The organism is Clostridioides sp. ES-S-0108-01 (assembly GCF_020662285.1).
GTDB lineage: Bacteria > Bacillota > Clostridia > Peptostreptococcales > Peptostreptococcaceae > Clostridioides.
The window spans coordinates 53,311-77,461 of sequence record NZ_JADGMN010000002.1; the positions used below are offsets into that span (position 1 = coordinate 53,311).

The 24,151-nt window shown below is 28.8% G+C and carries 20 protein-coding genes, 1 pseudogene and 1 other annotated feature; of the genes and pseudogenes, 17 read left to right on the forward strand and 4 right to left on the reverse strand.

From position 1 onward, the window contains the following. Window positions 1-15: 15 nt before the first annotated feature. Window positions 16-1,428, reverse strand: a complete 1,413-nt coding sequence (locus IR152_RS02680; protein ID WP_227450283.1) for a DASS family sodium-coupled anion symporter — start codon at window positions 1,426-1,428, stop codon at window positions 16-18. Window positions 1,429-1,960: 532 nt separating this feature from the next. On the opposite strand from IR152_RS02680, the gene IR152_RS20340 reads away from it, so the two are divergent. After that, the gene (locus IR152_RS20340) at window positions 1,961-2,167 is read left to right on the forward strand and encodes a helix-hairpin-helix domain-containing protein (RefSeq protein ID WP_255624359.1); all 207 of its coding nucleotides are present in this window, start codon (window positions 1,961-1,963) and stop codon (window positions 2,165-2,167) included. 355 nt (window positions 2,168-2,522) lie between these two features. Here the strand turns inward: IR152_RS20340 and IR152_RS02690 are convergent, their stop codons facing one another. Next, window positions 2,523-2,798: a DUF3795 domain-containing protein gene (locus tag IR152_RS02690; RefSeq protein WP_255624361.1), complete on the reverse strand. Its 276-nt coding sequence runs from the start codon at window positions 2,796-2,798 to the stop codon at window positions 2,523-2,525. A 237-nt stretch (window positions 2,799-3,035) separates the two neighbouring features. Here IR152_RS02690 and IR152_RS02695 point away from each other — a divergent pair, with 237 nt between their 5' ends. After that, window positions 3,036-3,395: an ATP-binding protein gene (locus IR152_RS02695; RefSeq protein ID WP_227450475.1), complete on the forward strand. Its 360-nt coding sequence runs from the start codon at window positions 3,036-3,038 to the stop codon at window positions 3,393-3,395. A gap of 1,160 nt (window positions 3,396-4,555) precedes the next feature. Continuing rightward, window positions 4,556-4,945, forward strand: coding sequence for a BlaI/MecI/CopY family transcriptional regulator (locus tag IR152_RS02700; RefSeq protein ID WP_227450284.1), 390 nt, complete (start codon window positions 4,556-4,558; stop codon window positions 4,943-4,945). A 647-nt stretch (window positions 4,946-5,592) separates the two neighbouring features. Here IR152_RS02700 and IR152_RS02705 read toward each other — a convergent pair. Continuing rightward, complete coding sequence (locus IR152_RS02705; protein WP_227450285.1) at window positions 5,593-6,996, reverse strand: ATP-dependent metallopeptidase FtsH/Yme1/Tma family protein; 1,404 nt, start codon at window positions 6,994-6,996, stop codon at window positions 5,593-5,595. A 623-nt stretch (window positions 6,997-7,619) separates the two neighbouring features. Here IR152_RS02705 and infC point away from each other — a divergent pair. The 9 genes and pseudogenes from infC (at window position 7,620) to IR152_RS02745 (ending at window position 13,950) form a co-directional block, all read left to right on the forward strand. Beyond that, window positions 7,620-8,129: a translation initiation factor IF-3 gene (infC, locus tag IR152_RS02710; protein ID WP_227450476.1), complete on the forward strand. Its 510-nt coding sequence runs from the start codon at window positions 7,620-7,622 to the stop codon at window positions 8,127-8,129. 27 nt (window positions 8,130-8,156) lie between these two features. Next, on the forward strand, window positions 8,157-8,351 hold the full coding sequence (gene rpmI, locus IR152_RS02715) for a 50S ribosomal protein L35 (protein WP_038810756.1): 195 nt from the start codon (window positions 8,157-8,159) through the stop codon (window positions 8,349-8,351). A gap of 55 nt (window positions 8,352-8,406) precedes the next feature. Then, window positions 8,407-8,763, forward strand: coding sequence for a 50S ribosomal protein L20 (rplT, locus tag IR152_RS02720; protein ID WP_227450286.1), 357 nt, complete (start codon window positions 8,407-8,409; stop codon window positions 8,761-8,763). A gap of 714 nt (window positions 8,764-9,477) precedes the next feature. Continuing rightward, window positions 9,478-11,373 (forward strand): bifunctional metallophosphatase/5'-nucleotidase, encoded by a 1,896-nt coding sequence (locus IR152_RS02725; RefSeq protein ID WP_227450287.1) that lies wholly within the window; start codon window positions 9,478-9,480, stop codon window positions 11,371-11,373. 161 nt (window positions 11,374-11,534) lie between these two features. Further along, window positions 11,535-11,720 (forward strand): hypothetical protein, encoded by a 186-nt coding sequence (locus IR152_RS20345; RefSeq protein WP_227450288.1) that lies wholly within the window; start codon window positions 11,535-11,537, stop codon window positions 11,718-11,720. Next, a pseudogene (locus IR152_RS20350) lies at window positions 11,713-11,778 on the forward strand (hypothetical protein); the annotation flags it as partial. The gene IR152_RS20345 and the pseudogene IR152_RS20350, both read left to right, overlap by 8 nt. A gap of 36 nt (window positions 11,779-11,814) precedes the next feature. After that, complete coding sequence (locus IR152_RS20355; RefSeq protein WP_255624365.1) at window positions 11,815-12,048, forward strand: hypothetical protein; 234 nt, start codon at window positions 11,815-11,817, stop codon at window positions 12,046-12,048. Between the two features lie 262 nt (window positions 12,049-12,310). Beyond that, the gene (locus IR152_RS02740) at window positions 12,311-13,303 is read left to right on the forward strand and encodes a GntR family transcriptional regulator (RefSeq protein ID WP_227450289.1); all 993 of its coding nucleotides are present in this window, start codon (window positions 12,311-12,313) and stop codon (window positions 13,301-13,303) included. Next, window positions 13,300-13,950, forward strand: a complete 651-nt coding sequence (locus tag IR152_RS02745; protein WP_227450290.1) for an ABC-2 transporter permease — start codon at window positions 13,300-13,302, stop codon at window positions 13,948-13,950. Before IR152_RS02740 ends, IR152_RS02745 begins: the two co-directional genes overlap by 4 nt. Window positions 13,951-14,554: 604 nt before the next feature. On the opposite strand, the gene IR152_RS02750 is transcribed toward IR152_RS02745, so the two are convergent. After that, complete coding sequence (locus tag IR152_RS02750) at window positions 14,555-16,297, reverse strand: peptidase M3 (RefSeq protein ID WP_227450291.1); 1,743 nt, start codon at window positions 16,295-16,297, stop codon at window positions 14,555-14,557. Between the two features lie 429 nt (window positions 16,298-16,726). Between IR152_RS02750 and IR152_RS02755 the strand changes: the two genes are divergently transcribed. The 5 genes from IR152_RS02755 to pheT all read left to right on the forward strand — a co-directional run bounded on the left by IR152_RS02755 (window position 16,727) and on the right by pheT (window position 24,142). Then, a complete protein-coding gene (locus tag IR152_RS02755) occupies window positions 16,727-18,103 on the forward strand; it encodes a TrkH family potassium uptake protein (protein WP_227450292.1) in 1,377 nt (458 codons plus the stop codon). A gap of 85 nt (window positions 18,104-18,188) precedes the next feature. Then, on the forward strand, window positions 18,189-18,860 hold the full coding sequence (locus IR152_RS02760; protein WP_054272644.1) for a potassium channel family protein: 672 nt from the start codon (window positions 18,189-18,191) through the stop codon (window positions 18,858-18,860). Window positions 18,861-19,055: 195 nt separating this feature from the next. Then, a complete protein-coding gene (locus IR152_RS02765; protein ID WP_227450293.1) occupies window positions 19,056-19,853 on the forward strand; it encodes a TrmH family RNA methyltransferase in 798 nt (265 codons plus the stop codon). A 575-nt stretch (window positions 19,854-20,428) separates the two neighbouring features. Further along, window positions 20,429-20,663 (forward strand) — a binding site (T-box leader). Between the two features lie 49 nt (window positions 20,664-20,712). Beyond that, window positions 20,713-21,732 carry a phenylalanine--tRNA ligase subunit alpha gene (gene pheS, locus IR152_RS02770; protein WP_227450294.1) on the forward strand — a complete coding sequence of 340 codons (1,020 nt, stop codon included), beginning with the start codon at window positions 20,713-20,715 and terminating at the stop codon, window positions 21,730-21,732. 16 nt (window positions 21,733-21,748) lie between these two features. Continuing rightward, window positions 21,749-24,142, forward strand: coding sequence for a phenylalanine--tRNA ligase subunit beta (gene pheT / locus IR152_RS02775; RefSeq protein ID WP_227450295.1), 2,394 nt, complete (start codon window positions 21,749-21,751; stop codon window positions 24,140-24,142). The last annotated feature ends 9 nt before the right edge of the window (window positions 24,143-24,151 follow it).

Consider the following 24,151-nt stretch of genomic DNA (forward strand, 5'->3'; position numbering starts at 1 on the left):
AAATTTAATATATACTTACCATAATCCAATTATTTTCCAGTAAGGTAAACCTATTACTAGGAATATTACTAACGCAATCATTACCATGATAGTACCTACTTTCCAGAAATCCTTTTGAGATACATATCCTGATGCAAAGGCTATAAGACCAGCTCCATTTCCATAATGAGTTAATAAAGCCCCATAACTTGCAAAGAATGCTAGTAATAATGTGACTACCATTGGATTTGCTTTAGTAGATAAAACTATTGCAAATAGTACAGGATAAAAAGATGCTACAAATGCACTATTTGATACAAAGAAGTATCTAACTGCCAAACTCACTAACAATAGTACTACTGTAACTAATAATCCATTTACATTTGATAGATTAAGTACTGTACCTAATTTATCAGCTAGCCAATTATAAAAACCTGCATCAGCTAACGAACCAGCAATACCATAAAATGCACCATACCATATAAATACATTCCATGCTCCTTTAGCACCAATAACATCATCCCAATCTAAAATCCCTGCTATAAGAACCAATGCTAAGAATACAAATCCTACTACCTGCATATTTAAGTTTACAAAAGGTATTTTTTCACCAAACATCCATCCAAGAATTGCAAGAATAAAGAATACAACTAATATCTTTTCATGCTTTGTAATAACACCTAATGATTCTAAGTCTTTTCTTATTTGTGGCTTAATATCTGTTAGGTGAGTTAAGCCCGGTTTATATATCTTATATACTATAAGTGGGGCTATTAGTAAGAATAAACCTGCTGGTACAACTGATGCCATAAACCAAGTTCCCCAAGTTAAGTTAACACCTAACATACTAGTTGCTAAAGAAACTGTTATAGCATTGGTTGCCATACCTGTCAAAAATAGTGCCGCTGTACCTTGAGAGACTACATATGTTAATACTGTTAAATATGCACCTAATTTTTTAGGTTCATCATCAGGTTTAGAACCTGCACCTTCTGCTATATTTCTAAATATAGGGTATATAATAGTTGTTCTAGATGCATTTGAACCTGTAGCTGGGCTAAGTATTAAATCACTTATCATCATTAAGTATCCAAGTCCCAGAGTAGAATCTCCTGCTCTTAGTAGAAGGTTGTACGCCATACGTTTTCCCAGTCCTGTCTTTACAAAAGCTGTACAGACAATCGTTACAACAACTAAAAACCAAGTCATCTTGTCTGAGTATCCATGAAGCAGTATTGATTCATCCATGAACATAAGTGCTACCCCTACGATGATTAAAGTAATTATTGGTTCTTTAAATGGTTTAATAACAAGACCTGCTAGTAAACCTAGATATAAAGCAACAATATCCCAAGTTTCTTTTTTTAATCCTTGTGGTGTAGGCAAACTCCATACAATTATTGGTATAGATGCAACAAGTAAGAATTTCATCAACTGTTTTTTATTCATTTTCTTCTCCTTATTAAATTTTAGATTTATATTAAATTATAAAAGCATGAAATATGCCAACTTTTTGGATTAATAATAATTTTTTTATTTTTTTATGTAATTTATTGCAATTTAAATACGAATCAAATGAATTCAATAAAAATTTATACAAACCTTTTCTTAAAGAGTGTTAGTAGTGATACTTTATTTACCTATTTTGTATTTTAAAATGAAATACAATAATTTCAAAATGAAATATAGTATTTCAAAATAAAATATAATATTTCAATTATTAATAAAGTAATGTAAAGTATATTTCAAATCAAAACTTTAAATTGTATTTAAAATTTAAAATAAAATACTTAATCTAAATTTTATAATACATATTACTTAATCTAAATTTTGTAATACATATCATTGTATAAATAATGAAATCTATCACTATATAATGAAATGTATTACTATATAGATAAGGAAAATAAAAATAATAAAATAGCCACTTAGTGAAACAGCTTGGAAGGTACTTTTTTTAAAAGAGATAGATTACCTCGGAATGAATAGTGATTTTGATAATTTGATACGAAGAATCAAATTCAGAAAAAAGGTGGAGAATTGCAAAAACTCTAGTCGTAGGAAAAGCAACAGAAAATCTTCAATAATGTTGGGGTGTACAATGATTAAATCACTTAAAGATGCAAACCCAGCACAAATGTATGAAAAAGAATGCTTAATGCGTGAACAGCATATAGATAGATGTTAGTTATATGTATACCGATGTGCAGTATATTTTGCATCAACTGAAAATCCAGAACCAGAAAAATTAAAGTGGTGGTATTGGAAAGATTAAAAAATCAAAAAAGTTAGGCATAAAAAAGAGTTGAATATCATTTTTAAATAATAAAAACTAATACTCAACTCTTTTTTAGTCGTAAGTTTTATGTAAATCTATCCATATGGTTAAATATACAAGTCAATAGTCGTAAGTTTTATGTAAATCTATCTATATGGTTAAATATACCAGTCAATAAATGTATAAATATACCAATTAACGAATGACTAAATATACTACCTAACAAAGGATTAGATAAATTACTTAACAAAACATTCTAAGATAATTAATTAGAAACTGTTTCTTCAAGCCATTTTCTGCATTGCTCAATATTTATCATAGGGTCAAAACCTTGGTCTTTTCCCTTATTTAAAAGCATATCACAAGGGAAAATATCACATTCCCCACAATGATTAAGTTCCTTACCTTCACAGCAAGTTTTAACCTTACATTCTCCACCCCAAAATGGTTTTTCCATAGTTGGGCAACCAGTGCAATTTACTTGCTCTTTTCTTGTACAACTGTCACAACAGACACCACATCTTGATTCAAATATATTCAACCCCCCTTTTATATTATTTAAAAGTATTATAAGATATTTTAGAAGACTTTAAAAGTTTAAATAATTGACTTTGAGTCATCTAAATGTCATACGTAAATAAGTTACATTTCAGATAGTTGAAGTTTACATTACGATAACCTTAAATAGTCTATTGAGACAAATTTGTGAAAATGGGTAATGGATATACTAAAAGAGGGTAATGGTTATGGAGTGAATAAAAGATAAAAAATACTTGTAATTGATGAGCACAAGGAATTACTGAAAATGATAGATGAAATCCTAAGAAAAGAGGGGTTTAGTAGAGTATTTTTGGCATCAAGTTATGAAGAAGTTGTTAGGATATTTAGAAATATAAAGCCAGATTGTGCAATTTTAGATATTGTATTGACAGATGGAAGAGGCATGAGCCAAGAAAAAATTAATAGTTTATTAAAGGCTCATAATGGTTTGAGTGAGGCATATGCTAAAGGTCAAAATCATGGTCTAGGTCTTCTTATAGTAGCAGGTATTATTAATGCACATAAGGGTAAGTTAGATATTAAGAGTATTGATTGTCAAGGTCTAAAAACAACATTAAAATTACCTCAGACTAAGTAATATTTTATAAGATAATAACAGATAAGAATGAAGAATGAAAATATTTTGAAAATAATTTTATTCTTTATTGACAAAGTAACTCTATTAGAGTAGAATAATAATAAATTCTTTTCTTGTCAAGTTTTATTAAAAAAGAGTAACTTATGCTTCATGCGCTTATAGCTGAGTTACTTATGGTATCAAAATTTTCATAGAAATAATATTTTGGAATTATTGTAAGGTTGTTAAATTTTTTAAATAATTCCGTTTTTTTATATTTTTTAATTAAATTTAATTATATTCTTGACAAAAAAATTCTACTAAAATAGAATTAAGATATAATGTTTTTTATTTTAAGAAAAATATAATTATATGTTAAAGAATATTTTAATTGTAGAAGGTTCTATATAATTATAATAGATTTTATGTAATTATTATAGGTCTATTTTATTATAATTATTTATTTAGAGCAAGTGTTATTTATCTGAAGCAAGGATTATTTATTTGAAGCAAGTGTAATTTATTTGAAATAAGGATTATTTATTTGAAGTAAGTGTAATTTATTTGAAGCAAGTGTTATTTATTTAGAGCAAAGAAAATATTTTTAATTGGCGTATTTTGCGTTCAAAAGTTCTACTAAAGTAGAACTTTAATGTAGTATTTTCGGATATATCATGTATATATGTTGAAATATATAAAATATTTATAATAAAATTAATAAAAAAATTTGAACTATATAGGATATAAATAAAAAACTCTAAAATAGCAAAATATAATTATATAGAATTTTTCAACTAAACAAGGCTAAAATTATAATCTTAAAATTACAGTTAACATTATTTTTAAGAGGTATGAAAGTTAAGAAGCAAAAATTAAAGGAAATAAGATTTACTGAAATACAAATGTTTAAAATTAAATAATTTAAAAGAAGGGAGAGCTACTGGACAAGTATCCAAAATAGATAGCTGAGTACAAAATATTTCATAAAATTAAGCAATATAATACAAGAGAATTTTGACATTATTTATATATATTTACTGTGTACAAATAGCTAAATTTAGGATTAAGATTGAAAAATATCTTATAAATCTAAGCTTATATAAATCCGTATAAGATGTATTTAATCGAAAAATTTTATTATGGATATTGCTTGTCTATATTCTGAGTAGCAAGGTTTTATCATGAATATAAAAAAGTTGCCGCAATCAGAATTAAGGATAATGAAATTTATATGGAAGTTAGATTCGAAAGTAACATCAAGAGATATCGTTTTAGAAATGGAACAAAAATATCAATGGAAGCAAACAACAACTTTGACTCTTTTATCTAGATTGGTAGTAAAAGGTTTTCTAAATTCTCAAAAGATAGATAAATATACACATTATGAAGTTTTAATTAAAGAAAAGGAATACATAATTGTTGAAACAAGAGATTTCCTTATAAATATTCATGATTCTTCTATAAAAAGTTTATTGTTATCATTACATGAAAATGTTAATTTGAGTAAAGATGATATATTATTTATTGAAGAGTGGATAAAAAATCTAAAAAAAGAGGAGGAAAACGTATAAGTAAACGTATTTTTATATAGTATCAATATAAATTATATGCAAGTATATTTGTGTAATATATTAATCTACTTAAGTAATATAACAACCACTTATAAGTAGATTATAATATTATAATGTAAATTTAAATAAGGTCAAACGTAAACATAAATTAATAATAGATATTCTATTTAATTAAATTTAAAAAGCTACCTTTACTTATCAATTATATAAGTACAATTAAGGTAGCTTTTTAAATAGAGACAGTGAGATTTAAAGTATTTTTTTAAATATAAACTGTGAAGCTTTAAGATGGATGTCAACATATATTTTACAAATATGCCATAGTGTTTTCGTATTTAAACTGATAAAATAAGGAGGCAATAAAAAATGCTGAAAAAAAGAAGGATTAATAAAAAATATTGATAAAATATAAAAAAAGGTTTAATGAAAAATTAGGAGGAAAATTTATGAAATATCAGGTTTTATTATTAGCAGTGAATGACGTTGAAGTGTCAATTTTACAAATAGTATATAAAAGGTATTGACTATTGGCTAATATTAGTTGACGATAAATTTTAATGTATTTATGTAGGGGTAATATTTATATTAACAGATAAAATTAAAAGATGAGTCTTAAATTTGATAAGACTCATCTTTTTAAATTTACATTAGTTTACGGCTTCTTTTCCTATTAAATCTTTTAACTCTTCATGAGTCATAGTTTCTTTTTCAAATAAGAACTTAGAAACAGAATGTAAATCTTCAAGATTATCCTTTAACATCTCTAAAGTCTCTTTATAACAAACTTCAACTATACGATTTGCTTCCTTTTGAACCTTATCACATAAGAAAGTCTTATCATTTCCATCAATAGTCATAAATCCTAAGTTGCTCATACCATATTCACAAACCATTTGGTTAGCTATTTCAGTGACTTTCTTCAAGTCATCTTTTGCACCAGTAGATTTGTGGTTAAATATTAATTCTTCTGAAGCCTTTCCAGCAAGTAATATTTTTATTTTTCCAACCAATTCGTCCTTAGTATAAATATATCTATCCTCATCAGGTAGTTGAAGAACATAACCTAATGCTTGTCCTCTAGGAACTATAGATATTTTTTGTATAGGACAAATTCCTACTATATCACTTACAAGAGCATGCCCAGCCTCATGATACGCTACTATTTTTTTCTCTTTTTCAACTAGTGCAGAGTTTTTAGATTCTAATCCTGCAATAACTCTTTCAAGTGCTTTGTCAAAGTGTTCTGATGTAATACATTCACTGTCATCTCTAACTGCAAATATAGCTGCTTCATTTGCTATATTTGAAAGATGGGCTCCATTGAAACCATGAGTTTTTTTAGCTAAAAGTTCTAGATTTACAGATTTGTCTATAGGCTTATCATCTGTATGTACCTTTAGAATTTCAAATCTAGTGTGATAATTTGGTGCACCTATATGAATGTGTCTGTCAAATCTTCCTGGTCTAAGTAAAGCTTCATCTAATAAGTCAAGTCTATTGGTAGCACCTATTATTAATACATTGGAATCTTTATTAAATCCATCCATTTCAACTAAAAGTTGGTTTAGTGTTTGGTCTTTTTCATTGTTACTTTCAAGATGTCTTTTTGCTCCTACAGCATCTATTTCGTCTATAAATATTATGCTTGGAGCTTCTTTCCTAGCTTTTTCAAATAAAGTTCTAACTCTTTTTGCTCCTACACCTACATATTTTTCAACGAATTCTGAACCTGTAACATTGAAAAATGATGAGTTTGTTTCACCAGCTACAGCAGATGCAAGTAAAGTTTTCCCTGTTCCTGGGGGACCATAAAATAATACTCCTTTAGGTATCTTTGCACCCATTTTTTGATATTTTTGTGGTGACTTCATAAAATCAACTATTTCAAATAGTTCTTCTTTTACTTCGTCTAATCCAGCAACGTCTCTAAATGTAGTCTTTGGTTTTGTAGAAAGTGAATCATCTGTTTGATTGTCTCTTTCCATTTTTGTCTGTGCAAAGACAGGAGCTGGATTGTTGATTTTCTTAAAAAAGTTGTTTAGCATTTTCATATTCACACCTCAGGTAATTAATTATTGTTAATCAATTTTATATTTTCCATATTTACTATTTTTTATTATTTATTTTTCATGGAAAAAATATACATGTTATCTAAATAAAAATAAATTTGTGATATGTATGAAAAAGTGAATTTATGTATATATAGAGATTGATTTTATATATTGAATAAAAAGTGATAAATATAGATAATATTGAGTAAAATGTGATAAAACTAAATAAAATGAAAATGATAAAAAATGTTATATTGTATACATTTAAGGTATATTAAGTATAGTGTTATGTATAATATTCAGATATAAAAGGTTTTAGGATATAAATTTAAAAATTAATATCAAAATGAGTAGCATAGGCATATAATTAGTAGTAGGAGAAAGTAATTAAATTTTTCCTAAACTAAAAAAATAGTTGCAAATAATTTGATTAAGTGATATAGTAGATAGGGTAAGAATAAAACAAAGAAGAAGTCCGCTTCTCACCTTACGACGAAGGTTAGTAAGGTAAATATAAGTTAAAGCTTAATGTTAGTTTAAGCTTGTTTAAATTTGGTAACTTATATTGCGGATGATTATATCATTCGCTTTTTATTTTATAAAAAATTTGGAGGTGTCCTACAATTAGCAAAGAATTAGCAATCAATGAACAAATAAAAGATAAGGAAATAAGAGTCCTTTCATCAACAGGTGAACAACTTGGAGTAATGCCTACTAAAGAAGCTCAAGCAATGGCTAATAGCAAAAACTTAGATTTAGTTCAAATCTCGCCAAATGCAAATCCACCAGTATGTAAGATAATGGATTATGGAAAGTTTAGATATGAGCAAGCGAGAAAAGACAAAGAAGCTAAGAAAAAGCAAAAAACTATAGTTGTAAAGGAAGTAAGACTTAGACCAGGTATTGAACAAAATGATTTAAATACGAAAGCTAATAATGCTATAAAGTTCCTTAAAAAAGGGGATAAAGTCAAAGTTGAACTTAGATTTAGAGGAAGAGAACTAGGACATAAAGACATAGGCAAAGAAGTTATGCTTAAGTTTTTAGATATAATAAAAGAGTTTGGAGAACCAACAAAAGCCCCTGCATTTGAGGGAAATAATATGGTTGTAATTATAGATCCAAAAAAATAGATGATTAACTGAGAGGAGGAATTTGTCATGCCTAAAATGAAAAGTCATAGAGGTGCAGCAAAGAGATTAAAGAAAACAGGAACTGGAAAGTTGAAGAGACCTAAAGCGTTTAAAAGACATAAATTAACTAAAAAATCTGCAAAAAATAAAATGAACTTAAGAAAATCAACTTTAGTAAGTGATGGAGATGCTAAGAGAATAGCACAATTATTACCATACTAGGATACGGATTATAAATAATAACTATAGAAGAGGGATATAGAAGGAGGTCATAACGATGGCAAGAGTTAAAAAAGCTATGAATGCTCGTAAAAAGCATAGGAAAATATTAAAACTTGCAAAAGGATTCAGAGGATCTAGAAGCAAATTATATAGACCAGCGAATACATTCGTAATGAAAGCATTGAAAAATGCTTATATAGGAAGAAAGTTAAAGAAAAGAGACTTCAGAAAACTTTGGATACAAAGAATAAATGCAGCTGCTAGAATGAATGGAATATCTTATTCAAGATTAATGAATGGATTAAAATTATCTGGTATTGAAGTTAACAGAAAGATGTTATCTGAAATGGCTATACAAGACCCAGAAGGATTTGCAAAATTAGCAGAAGTTGCTAAAGCAAAATTGGCTTAATATTGAATTATAAGATGTAAAGTCTTTGAGTTATGTAAATAGTTCAAAGGCTTTTTTATTTTTGAGAAAGAACTGTTTTTACGATGTACAAGCAATTTTATAATGTTGAATAAAATAATCAATACGTTGAATAAAATAATCAATACAGTATAGTTAACTGATATTTATTATAAAAAGTATCACAATTATTTATGAGAACTATAAAAATTTACTATAGAAATAAAAAATTTACTGTAGAAATGATGTTATCCTATGTATAAAATTTCCAATCAATCTTGAATCAATATTATCAACACGACAATATTATCTCATTAATAAGATAAACATGGGGGATATGAAGGTAAATAAAGGATAAAAATAACAGTTTGATTTTTGTGTTAAGCTGTTATTTTTATTTAGAGTATATATCCAGAGCAAAATGTCTCTGATTGGCTTGTAAATGATAAGTGCAAAAAAAGATGTTGTATATCTGTGGGATATAGTATATTAAATGAACTTCTTTGTACATTTTCAGAGTAAGAAAGTGAAGTAGTACAAAGAAGTTTTTTATTAATGAGGATATTTTTTATAACTAAAAAAACTATATGTAGATTTGATTAAAAAGGAATTTACATATAGTTTTTTTAGTATAATAAATAGTGCAAACTTATATAGCAAAGATAAAGTATGATATTAAATTTTATTATCATCCAAAAATCTAAGGAGGACGTTTTTATGAAAATAAAATTTATTATAGTGACATCAATAATATTTTTAATAGGATTACTTGTGGGGTGTCAAAGTACCAAAGATACAGAAATAAATGTACTTGCTACAAGTGATTTACATTCAATTATTCCAGATAATCTAGTCTCTTATGTGCAGGAAGAAAGAAAGTATGATGAAAATCTACTTATGGTAGATGCAGGAGATTTTTTTGACATGCAAAGTAGCGAAATGAACAATTGGTTTACTGGACAAAAACTTGTAGGATTTAAAGATGGGATACCAGAGTACAAAAAAATAGCTGAACCACGTGAGAGAGAAGTTCCTTTAGCTAAAAAGATGGCAAAGCTGAAATATGATGCAGTTACATTTGGAAATCATGAATTTGTCTCTAACGACAAACAGAGTCTTGATAAATTGGTTTCTGATTTTAAAAATAATAACATACCATTAGTGTCGGCAAATGTATATGAACAATCTGGAGAAAACTACGTAAAGCCATATGTAATGAAAAATGTAAATACTGATAAGGGAGTTGTAAAGGTTGGAATACTCGGTCTGACTATAAAAGAAATAGGGGAACGTTCTAGATTTAAAAGTTTTGCACAAGATAAAAAAGCTAGAGAACTTGGTGAGCAACCTCAATATAAAGGGACATTATATGCAAATGATTTAGTAGAAGATGCAAATAAGTGGGTAAAGGTTATGGAAAAAGAAAAGCCAGATATAATAGTTGCCATTGTACATTCAGGTGAAGAACCAAAAAATCCTAAAAATCCAGGAAATAGAATAAAAGAACTAGCGACAACTGTAGAGGGAATAGATGCTATTGTAGCAGGTCATACGCATGAAAAAATAGAACAGCATACATATAAAAATAATTCTGGTGAAGAAGTAATAGTAACACAACCTGGAGCTCATGGTAATAGTGTATCAAAGATTAATTTTAAGTTGGATAAGAAGAATGAGAAGTGGTTTATAAAAGATAAATATAGTGAATTAAAAGTTTTTGGAAAGGAAGTAAATATAATTACAACCTCTGGTCTGAATCCAAAATTTTCAGATGAAATGGCAGTTAATTTGTTCAATGAAAGAGATAGAGCTGTTCAACCTATATTTATAGATACTGGAGATTTTATAAATGCTAATACAAAAGAAATGACTAAATGGGCTAAAGAGTGGCAATACAATGAAAATAAAGGTATCCATAAAAAAATAAATGAATGGCCAATTATATATCTTGGTTATGATGCTGTAGTACTTGGTAGCCATGAGCTTACATCGGATAAAGAGAATTTTTTTGAAAAAAAATCCACGTTGGATTATATTATAGAAAACTTTGAAGAAATGAAGATACCAGTCTTATCAGCTAATATATATGATGAATCTGGAGAAAATTATGTAAAACCTTATATAATTCATAATGTAGAAACTAGGGAAGGAAATATAAAGGTTGGAGTATTAGGTCTTACTACTACTGATAAGGTTGAAAAAGACTTAAGTGGCTCAAGTTTAAGCAAAGTCTCTAAGACTTTGAAAGCTCCTAAAGAAGCAGAGAAATTATATACTAATAACTTAGTAAAAGATGCAAGAGAGTGGGTAAAAGTCATGCAAAAGGAAAATCCTGATGTGATTGTTACAGTTGTACATTCAGATAATAATAGTACTCTAAAAAATCCAAGTAGTGAGATAAAAAAACTTGCAATGTCGGTAGGTGGAATAGACGCTATTGTTGTAGGTCATACGAAAAATAAGATAGAAGAACATATTTACAAAAATAAGTTTGGGGATGAGGTCATAGTAACACAATCTGGAGAAGATTATTATTCAAAAATAAGCTTTGAATTAAGAAATGAAAATGGGAAGTGGAATATCATTAATAAATACAGTAAAGTAATAAAATAAATTTATATGATAGATATATAAGCCATTGTTAATACTATTTTTTATACTACGTAACAATTGTTGAAAATGATATGAATATAACATCTGAATAGAGGGCGTTTTATTTGTAAAAAATAAGTTTACAGTTTGAGCGTATAAACTTATAGTAAAGGAGAAAAATTATGAGTTATAAGAAGATTGCAATTATAACTGGTGCTAATAGTGGTGTTGGTAAGGAGTTTCTAAAGTTATTAATAAATGAAGAAGAAATAACAGAGATATGGGCAATTGCAAGAAACAAGGAACGATTAAATCAATTAGTAGACGAATTTGGGAGTAAGGTAAAAGTTTTTTTAAAAGATTTATAGCTCAACTAAAGCGTTTGTAAGAAATTATACAAGAGCATTAAATGTTGAACTTAAAGATAAAGGAATAAATGCAATTGCTGTATGTCCAGGATGGATGAGTACAAACCTATTTAAGAGAGGTATAGTTGCAACAGAAAAAGGGACAAAAAATTTCCCGGGCATAGTGACTCTAGATGTTGTTGCTAAAAAAGCATTGAAGGATACAAATAAAAATAAAGATATTTCTGTGTATGGTATCAATACAAAATCCAGTCATTTTTTAGCAAAACTATTGCCACAAAAGATGATGATGAAGGTTTGGTTAATGCAACAGCATATTAAGGAATAAGAGTTTTATATCTTATTAATGATATAACTTTATTTATAAGAAATTTAATGATTATATCGTCAAGCAGACTTTCAATATGTCTGTGTTGTGTAGACTTGTCTATTCATACCTCCTTTTACACATGATTACACATATCATGGTCTTGACAAGAATAGTTAATATCTATATACCATGTTTTCCCAATTGATAAAATGATTTTCAACTGTTATACTCATATGCATAACAGTAAAACAGTTGAATAAATATTTTATAAGGAGGAGCATTGAAAATTGTAGTATCAAATAACTATAAGACACCCATATATCAACAAATTAAACGTCAAATTCTTCGTGCAATTTTAACTTCCGAGCTATTGCCAGGTGACACATTGCCGTCAATACGGGCATTAGCCAAAGACCTAAAAGTAGGCGTTCTTACGGTTAATCGAGCATATACAGAATTAGAAGACGAGGGATACATAGAAAACATACAAGGAAAAGGCTGCTTTGTAGCAGAAAAAAGTTCAGATTTAATTAAACAGCACCTAATTGACGAAGCTACAAAAAAAATGGAGCAAGCGATTAGCGAAGCAAAAAAAGCTGGTAATTCAGCCGAGCAGGAAATTAAAAAGAATATTGGTGTCGTATTTGACAGCAGTTACTTTGTGGACGAGTGGAATATGTCAGATGTGGAAAAAGCATTTACGTGTTTCTATTCTGCATGGGATACCAAAAAATACTGGTCTTTGCTTTCTAAATTCAGAATTACAAAAGAAAAGCGAGTAAAAGAGTTATCAAAAGGTATGCAGATGAAACTGATGTTGGCTTGTGCATTTTCTTACGATGCCACATTGTTAATACTTGATGAACCTACAAGTGGGCTTGACCCTGTATCTCGTGATGAGCTATTAGAGATACTTTCTGATTATATTGAAGATGGGAAACATAGCGTCCTTTTCTCAACACATATAACAAGTGATTTAGAGAAAATTGCGGATTACATTACTTACATTAATTTGGGTGAACTAATATTTACTGGAGGGAAAGAGGAATTTATAGATGGATATAGAGTTGTGAATGGCGACAAAAAATCTCTTGAACAAGAATTGGAAAGCAAGCTGATTGGATTAAGGACATTTGCAACAGGATATGAAGCACTTATCAAAACCGAAGATTTACTATATGCTTCACAAGCAGAAAATTTTATTGCAAGTATTGATGATATTGTCGTGTTCATGAGCAGACAGGCAGAAAAAGATAAGGGGGGATACAGATGAACTATACAATAAAATGCATGAAATTGGACTTATTACTTCTAAAACCGTATTTGAAGTCCATGCTTCTTGTTTTACTTGTTCCGTTACTGATTACCTTTTTTACAGGGACACTTTTTGAAGGATTGTCCTTTGCTGCAACTGTTATGGCAATGACAACTGGATATACTTTTTCTGTAGTTGAAAAAAATAACCTTGACCGTTTTTATGGCTTTCTTCCGGTAAAAAGAAATGCTTTGGTTTTAGGCAGATATTTGATTATATTTTTGACAGGTTTTGCCGCTTTGGTATTTACTCTGTTAGTACAGGTTATTATCCTGAACTTCAAGACATCAGCCCCTTCTCCACAAGAGATAGTAGTATCATTCCTTTCATGTGCGGCTTTATTTTGTATTTATGCGTGTGTGCAAATTCCAGGATATTACCGCTTTGGTTCCATTAAAGGGAAAATGTTCATGTTCATTCCGACAGTAGGTTTTCTGTTGTTTTACTATTTAGTGAAGTTACTAACAGAAAATAAAGTTAACTCAACCCTAAATTTTGTTCCAAATAACATGGTTCTCATTATAGGGGCAATTGGGATGATGGTATTGATAGTAGCTATTTCAGCAATCATATCAACGAGGATTGTTGAAAAAGGCAACCATTAAGGAGGAACACAATGATAAAAACCATTGTAATTATTATTGTTGCTATAGTTCTTATACTGATTAGAAATTTAACTATAAAGAAGTATCGTGAACGTAGGAAAAAATAGAATATATAAGAAGGTCTTCCAATATGAAAAATCCAGCATAGCCTGTAAATACAGGTTATACTGGCATATAAGAACTTATAAAGATATAATAAAAAGTATAATTTATAAGAAAAGATAATATAGTTCTATTTAGATTGAAAAAGAGTAGAGTACAGAGAAATTATTTGTACTTTACTCTTTTTATTATTTTGTTATTAAAACTAATTTATGTTAGTATCTATATATAATTAAAGTATAAGATAAAATTACTTCTTTTTAACTGGGAAACATACCTCTGTTACCAAATTATCAGAATTATTATCATTAGCAGGTTCTATATGATAAATATTAAACATAGAAGCATCCACCTCATAATTATTGCAATAGACTTACAAGCATATATGAGTTGATTGAAATTTCCTTTAATAATTGCAGTTGCAACAGTTATACTTATTACACTCTTAAAAGGTATCACTTGTTGAAAGCTAATATTAAATCTTAAGAATAAGTATTAGAAATTAAGAGGCATTTTTTAGTTCAAGTGGATTATCTATACCAAAATAATCATATAAAGCAGAGCTTATTTCCTCCAAATTTCCATTTTGGAAGGGTAATTGCAAATTCACCTTTTCTACCACATCCTTAAATCCAGCGTCAGTATTTTGATTTAAAAAATCCATATATACGTCAACCGCTTTTCTGTAATCATCTTGTGACAGTTGCCATATCTGAAGTGATACATCAGAGGCAAGACCATAACTCAAGTAATAAAAAGGAACTTGGAAGTTATGAGATACAAGTATCCAAAATGGGGCATTCTTTTCTTTAAGTACATTATTGGATACTCCATATTCTTCCTCTAAATCAAAAAATAATTTATTGATATCATTTAAACTCATATATGGATTTTTGTATATGATTTCTTGAAATTCATCATAAAGACAAGCGTCAATAATAGTATTTAGAACAATCAACAAGTGTTCTTTTTTTATAGCTTCAGATTGTTTACCAAAAAAATCATCAAAATATTTGTAAAATAGAATTTCTAAAGAGGTTGAATGAACTTCACATATATCTATACTTGGTTGTATCTTATTATTTAGATTAATGCTGTTGTAGTAATTATAAAAATGTCCAAACTCATGAGCAAAACTAGTAACACCTAAAAAAGAATTGTCCCATGTATTAAATAAAAAAGGTGCTTTGTACTTATTTATATAAGCAGTATATCCTCCAGGCGATTTATTTTTTCCAGAAGAATAATCGTACAAGTCATATTTTTTCATATAGTCGAAGCTCTCTTTTAGTTTTGGAGATATATCTTCAAGTACCTTATCAAACTTCCTAAATGAGCGATTCTTATATACTTTGATATAAATAGAAGAATCAGAAGGCTTAGATGAAATCTCTCTATATAATGGGACTATGTAATCTTTTACATCTTGTCTAAATTTTTTAGCTTCTTCTTGAGAATAGTCTTTGTTTAGGTTCATATAGGCATAATCTATATAATTCTTAAATCCTCGTTTACTTGCTATTTCAGTTCTTGTCTGTATAAGTTCTAAAAATATGTTGCCAAAGATAGGATTGTATTTTTTTAAGTAATCTGAATAAATTTTTACATATTCTTCAGGGCTAAGATTTGGTCTTGATAAGGCTTCTTCAAAGTCTATTTCTATACCATCTATTGATACTGTAGACTTAGATAACAAGTCTTCGTACTTTACAACTAGGTCTTGTTCTTTCTTAAGTAAGCCTTCAACTTCTTTAGAATTAAGTTTTCCAATGTTCTTTAGGTAATTAAATGTATCTTTTCCAAGTTCTTTTTCTAATTCTTTAGAGAATTTAGAAGTTACAAATCTATCTTGAAAGTCTTTGTATGACATGTCAACATCTACTGATTTACTCATAAGATACTTGTATTCTTTAGAGTAAAATTCTTCTGATGAATCTACATTGTTTCTAATTTTTGCTATAGTAAGTGTACTATAAAAATCTTGATAAAGTTTATCAACCTCATTAAATAAATTTAACTGTTCCTTAGCAGTTTTAGATGTTAAGAGTTTGTCGTTGCACTTGTTAATATTTTCGCAGATTGACTTTACATTAGGACGCTTATATTCCATTTTTTCAAAGGGTATAGTGCCTCTAGCAGAATCTTTTTTTGTATCATTAGTATAATTTCTTATGTATGATGCAAATATAATAAAAACTGCAATTAAAAGTAGAGAAACAAATATTTTCTTTTTGGGTTTAACCATAAAAATCCTCCAATCGTGGATATAGTTATTAATTATTTTACTATATTAAATATAAAAAATGCATGTTAAGAAAATTTAACATATAAGGTATAGACAGAATTATAAATAATATAAAAAATTTAACTTCAAAAAAGTATATGAAATTTATACTAGTAAAATGATAAATAAATTTTAAGTACAAAATAGTAAAAACTATGATAGTTTTAGACCTATTATATGTAAAAAATATAGATGTTTTTGGTGCAATTTAAATTAAAAGACATATATATAAATTTAAAATATTTCAAATAGAAATTATAAAAGTTCATATCATTGTCTTTATATAATATTTATACTATAATAGAATAATAATTTAGAGGAAAGCTCTAAAAATAAACAAATTAAAGGTCTTAACAGTAGTGATTTTATGTTAAGGAGGTATAAAGAAAGTTGAAAACAATACTTAGAAGACTTATTCTCTATGCAGATGGAATGCGACCTACTCAAATAATGGTATCTGGGTTTGCTGCGATTATTTTAATTGGAGCATTGTTGTTAACACTCCCGATAGCATCACAGAGTGGAGAGAGTATAGGCTTATTAAATGCTCTATTTACGGCTACTTCAGCGGTTTGTGTTACTGGTCTAGTTATGGTAGATACAGCAACTTATTGGAGTTTATTTGGACAGATAGTTATAATAACATTGATACAAATTGGTGGTCTTGGATTTATGACCGTAGCCACAATGTTTTCACTTATGGCACGAAAAAAAATACAACTAAGAGAAAGATTGTTAATACAAGAGTCATTAAATCAAGCTGATTTATCGGGTCTTGTAAGACTTACAAGATTTGTATTGATAATAACCATAACAATAGAGGGAATAGGTGCACTAGTTTTATCAACTGTCTTTATTCCACAATTTGGTTTGTCTAGAGGGATATGGTATAGTGTATTTCACGCAATATCTGCGTTTTGTAATGCCGGATTTGATTTGATGGGGAGTGTAAGTGGACCATTTACATCGTTAAATTCTTATGTAAATAACTTTACAGTATCAATGACTGTCTGTGCACTTATAGTGCTTGGAGGGTTAGGATTCCCTGTTGTACTTGATATTGTAAGAAAAAGAAGATTTTCAAAATTAAATGTGCATTCTAAAGTTGTATTATTTTCAACTGCGACACTTATTTTAGTGGGTGCATTATTTATTTTTCTTATAGAATTTAATCAAAAAGCCACTATGGCAGACTTGCCTTTAAAGGGAAAATTATTATCAGCAATATTTCAATCAGTAACTGCAAGAACTGCTGGTTTTAATACGCTTGATTTAGCTACTTTACGAGAAAGTAGTGTATTTATAATGATAATTTTGATGTTTATTGGAGCATCACCTGCATCAACTGGTGGAGGTATAAAAACAACGACACTAGCCGTTTTAATCATTACAGTTAGAAGTTTTCTATCAGGAAAGTCAGATATAGAAGCTTTTGAAAGAAGATTAGCTCCATCAACTATAAAAAAATCTCTGGGTATATTTGTAATTAGTATATCAGCAGTTATTTTTGGAACACTGATTATTTCAATAACTCAGCCTAATTTTACACTAGTTCAATCAGCATTTGAGGTTACATCAGCACTTGCTACAGTTGGGTCAAGTTTAGCTGGAACTCCAAACTTAAATGCTATAGGAAAGATTATAATAATAATCTTTATGTTTATGGGTAGAGTTGGTTCTCTTACTTTATTTATGGCAATACTTTCTGGAGGTAGAAGAAAGAGCCAACCAATCAGATATGCAGAAGGTAGAATTATGGTTGGTTAAGTTTCTAAGTAGTAATAAAAATTCATTGATGTTAGGCATAAAATAGCAATATAAATAAATTGTGTGTTAGGGAGGAAGTTTCGAGATGAAGCAATATATAGTCATTGGGTGTGGGAGATTTGGAAGTTCAGTTGCGTCTACTATGCATCTTTTAGGACATCAAGTAATGGCAATAGACAAAAATGAAGATTCAGTTCAAAGTATATCCGACAAGGTAACTCATTCACTTATAGTTGATGTTACTGATGAACAAGCGTTAAGGTCATTAGGTTTAGGTAACTTTGATGTAGCAGTAGTTGCAATAGGTTCTGATATAAGGGCATCTATAATGGCGACTCTTATAGCCAAAGAAATGGGTGTAGAGTTGATAATATGTAAGGCAAAGGATGAGCTACAAGCTAAAGTACTTTATAAAATTGGTGCAGATAGAGTTGTGTTCCCAGAAAGAGATATGGGAGTAAGAGTTGCACACAATTTAGTTTCTGATAATATATTAGACCATATTGAACTTGACCCAGAGTATTCAATTGTTGAAATCGTAACTCCAAATAGCTGGGTTGGCAAGACACTTGTAGAGCTTGAATTAAGAGCTAGGTATGAGATAACTGTACTTGCTATAAAAACAGGTAAAAATATAAATGTTACACCTTCTCCAGATGAGGAACTTATAGCTGGAAGTATCCTAGTTATAATCGGTCAAAATACTAGTATAACAGCAATAACATCTGGAAATAAGGGGATAATTAGAAGAAGATAATTTACTATTTAATATATATTTAATTGCAATGAAAGTAGATAGTATCATATAATTATGAATAGTTATATGATACTATTTTTATTTAATCAAAAGTAGAACTTAGATGTAAGATTATATAAAGAGAAATTATATTAAAAATAGAGCAAGGAGGTTGTGCTAATATAAAAATTTACCATTTATTAGCATTTAGATAAAATGATTACAAATATAAACAGTAAGGATAATGAAAAATTAAAGTATACAAAAGCATTGTTAAAATCAAAAAACAGAAATAAAGAGTCAAAGTTCATAATAGAAGGTTACAGAATAGTAGTACTTGCACTTGAATGTATGGCAAATCTTGAGTATGTATTTATCAATGAGGACTTTGAAAATAAGAAGGAACATGTAAAACTATTAGAAGATTTAGATAAAAAAAACACAAAGATATATAAGACTACAAATAAAAATTTTAAAGAACTAGTAGATACAGAAAATACTCAAGGAATAATAGGTGTAGTTTCATTTAAGGAAAAAAAATTAAGAGAAAGTATAAGTAAAAAAGATAAATTTGTATTGATTTTAGACAGAATACAAGACCCAGGAAATATGGGCACTATAATAAGAACTGCTGATTCTGCTGGGGTAGATGCCATAATAGCACTAAAGGGATGTGTCGATATATACAACCCAAAAGTAATTAGGTCGACTATGGGTTCTATTTTTGATATGAAGATAATTAATGCTTCACAAGATGAAACTGTGGACATGCTTAAATCATTGGATTTTAATATAGTTTCAAGTTACCTAAATACAGATAATTTTTATGATAAAATAGATTATGGTTTAAAAGTAGCATTGGTGATAGGAAACGAAGCAAATGGAATAAATGAAGAACTTGTATCAAAGTCTGATATTTTGGTTAAGATACCTATATATGGTAAAGCTGAGTCGTTAAATGCTGCAATAAGTTCTGCCATACTGATGTATGAAATAAAAAAATACTTAATTTAATGTATTGTAATAAATATAATGTCATGTTATAATCTTGAATTAAATAGTAGAGTATCAAAAATAGTCAATATATTTTAAGAAACTAATTGAATTGATTATATACTAGATGTGTATTATACTTAAAAACTAATTGAGCTGATTATATACTAGATGTGTATTGTACTTAAAAACTAATTGGGTTGCTTATATATTAGATGTGTATTGTACTTAAAAACTAATTGAGTTAATTATATACTAGATGTGTATTATACTTAAAAAATTAATTGAGTTAATTATATACTAGATGTTTATTATACTTAAAAAACTAATTAAGTTGCTTATATATTAGATATGTATTATACCTAAAAACTAATTGAGTTAATTATATACTAGTTGTGTATTATATTTAAAAAACTAATTGAGTTGCTTATATATTAGATGTTTATTATACTTAAAAAACTAATTGAGTTGCTTATATATTAGATGTATATTATATTAAAAAACTAATTAAATTAATTATATATTAGATGTATATTAAAATTAGTCACATAATTTAAATGGAAATGATATAATACTAAAATAAACAATATAATATTGTAAATGCAATGAAAGAGGAAAGTATTTTGATTAAACTTAGTAAAGAGATAAACACCTAGGCTGGGAGTGTTTTCTAAGAGGTCAGGAGAAGTTCCCTCTGGAGTAACAGAGCTGAAATTTTATAGTAGGCTTTGACGTCAAAAACGCGTTAAGTTTGTTAGAGGTGGTTTGATGATTTTTAAATTGTTAAACTACTAGGGTGGTACCGCGAAACTATAGTCTTTCGTCCCTAGACAGGGATTGAGGGGCTTTTTTTATACAAAAAAATGAAAGGGTGATATGTGTGCAAGAAAAATTACTTGCTTTACGTGAAGCAGCTTTGGCAGAAATAAAAGAGGCACAAAGCATAGAAAGTGTAGAAAGTTTAAGAGTTAAGTACTTAGGAAAAAAAGGTGAGCTAACTTTAATACTTAAAGAAATGGGTAAATTGTCTGCTGAAGAAAGACCAGTAGTTGGTAAGGTTGCCAATGAGGTAAGAGAAAATATTGAACTTAGCATAAATTCTAAAAAAGAAGAAATAAATGCTATTGAAAAAGAAAGAAAATTAAAAGAAGAAGTAATAGATGTTACTCAACCAGGAAAAGTTTTAAAGGTTGGAAAGAGACATCCAATAACTCAAATTATAGATGAAGTAACAGATATATTTATCGGAATGGGATTCTCTATAGCAGAAGGTCCAGAAGTTGATACAGTAGAAAATAACTTTGATGCTTTAAATGCTCCTAAAGACCATCCATCAAGAGATATGAGCGACACATTCTATATCAATGATAATGTTTTACTTAGAACTCAAACATCTACAGTTCAAGTAAGAACTATGAGAAGTCAAGAGTTACCAATAAAAGTAATTGCACCAGGTAGATGCTTTAGGTCAGATTCTCCAGACGCTACACACTCACCAATGTTCCATCAGATAGAAGGGCTTGTTGTTGGAAAAGATGTCACTATGGCAGAGTTTAAAGGAACTATGGATATCTTCGTTGAAAAATTGTTTGGTTCTGATATCAAAACTAAGTTTAGACCTCACAACTTCCCATTTACAGAGCCAAGTGCAGAGGTTGATGTTACTTGTTTCAAATGTGGTGGTAAAGGTTGCCCAATGTGTAAATATGAAGGTTGGATAGAAATATTAGGTTCAGGTATGGTTCATCCAAATGTGCTTAGAAATTGTGGAATAGACCCAGAAGTTTATAGCGGATTTGCATTTGGAGTTGGGGTTGAAAGACTTGCAATGCTTAAATACGAAATAGATGATATTAGATTATTATTCGAAAATGATATGAGATTCTTAAATCAATTTTAATTAGGAGGGTATGTAGATGTTAGTATCTTTAAAATGGCTTAGAGACTATGTTGATATAGACATGGATGTAAAAGAGTTCGCTGATAAAATGACAATGACAGGGACTAAAGTTGAAACAATAGATTATTATGGTGAAGAAATAGAAAATATATTGGTTGGAAAGATTTTAGAAATAAAACAACATCCAAATGCTGATAAGTTGGTTGTAACTAAAGTAGATGTTGGAGATAAAGTTGTTCAAATAGTTACAGGAGCTACAAATATATCAGAAGGAGATTATATTCCAGTAGCTGTAAATGGTTCTAAATTACCTGGAGGAGTTGAAATCAAACAGACTGATTTTAGAGGTGAATTATCAGATGGTATGATGTGTTCAGCAGCTGAACTAGGTATAGATGAACATTACATTGAAGAGTACAAAAGAGGTGGTATATATATTTTAGACCACGAAGATTCTTATGAATTAGGAAAAGATATAAAGGATGTTTTAGGGTTAAATGATGCTTTAATAGACTTTGAATTAACTTCAAACAGACCTGATTGTAAATGTATGATAGGTATAGCTAGAGAAGCAGCTGCAACTATAGGAACAAAAGTAAAATATCCTGAAATCGAAGTAAAAGAAAGTGATGAAGAGATAGACTTCAAAGTTGAAATAGACAATCCAGATTTATGTAGAAGATATGTTGCTAGAATGGTTACAGATGTAAAAATAGAACCTTCTCCATATTGGATGCAAAGAAGACTTACAGAAGCAGGTGTAAGACCTATAAGTAACATAGTTGATATAACAAACTTCGTAATGCTAGAGCTTGGTCAACCACTTCATGCCTTTGATATAAATCAAGTAGAGACTGGAAGAATAGTAGTAAGAACTGCTAAAGATGGAGAGAAACTTGTGACATTAGATGATGTTGAGAGAACATTAGACAAAGATATGCTAGTCATAACAAATGGAGAAAAATCACTTGGTTTAGCTGGTGTAATGGGTGGTGCTAATTCAGAAATAACTGATAATACAAAGACTGTACTTTTTGAAAGTGCCAATTTTAAACCAGAAAATATAAGAATGACAGCTAAAAAAGTTGGAATTAGGTCAGAGGCATCTTCAAGAAATGAAAAAGACTTAGACCCTAATCTTGCAGAGATAGCAGCAAATAGAGCTGTACAACTTGTTGAAATGTTAGGAGCAGGAAAAGTTTTAAAAGGTATTGTGGATGTTTATCCAAATAAGCCAGAACCTAAAAAGTTAGTAGTAAATCCTCAAAGAATTAACAAGCTTTTAGGTGTAGATGTACCAATGGAGCAGTTTGTAGGAATTTTAGAATCATTAGAATTTAAATGTAATTTAGTAGCTGATAATAAATTAGAAATAGATGTACCGAGCTTTAGAACAGACATGGAGCAAGAAGCTGACGTATGGGAAGAAATAGCTAGAATCTATGGATTTGAAAATATACCTTCTGTACAATTAGAAGGAAATACAACAGCAGGAATTAAAACTTCAAGACAAAAATTCATGGAAGCTTTAAAAGATAATTCAACTGCTGTAGGGTTAAACGAAATATTAACATATTCATTTGTAAGCCCTAAGGGAGTAGACAAAATAAGAGTACCAGAAGGTAATGCTAAGAGAAACTTTGTTAAATTACTTAACCCATTAGGAGAAGAAACTTCTGTAATGAGAACCACTTTAATACCAAATATGTTAGATGTTTTATCAACTAATATATCTCATAAAATAGAAGAAGTATATGCTTTTGAGTGTGGGCATATATTTATACCACAAGATTCAGAATTGCCTAAGGAAGAAAATAGAATGTGTATAGGTATGTACGGTAAAGATGTTGATTTCTTTGCACTAAAGGGAGCTATAGAAACTATACTTGTAAATGTCGGATTTAAAGGTTATGAAATTGAACCTCAAGATAATAATACTACCTTCCACCCTGGTAGATGTGCTAAAATAGTATATAATAATAAATATGTAGGTACATTAGGTGAATTGCATCCAGATGTTATAGAAAACTACAATCTAGGTCAAAGAGTTTATGTCGCTGAAATAGATATTGACTTTGTATTTGATAATTCTGATAGAACAAAGAATTACGTACCATTACCAAAATATCCATCTACATCAAGAGATATAGCTCTTATTGTTAAAGATGATGTATTTGTAAAACAAATAGAAGATATAATAAAGGAAAATGGTCAAGGATTAGTAGAAAGCTACAAGTTATTTGACGTTTATAAAGGTTCTCAAATAGAAGCTGGATACAAGTCAATTGCATATTCAATAACTTATAGAAGTAAGGATAAAACTTTGACAGATGAAGATGTAGCTAAGGTGCATGATAAGATATTAAGTGAATTAAGCGAAAAATTGAATGCTAACTTAAGATCAAATTAACAACTAATG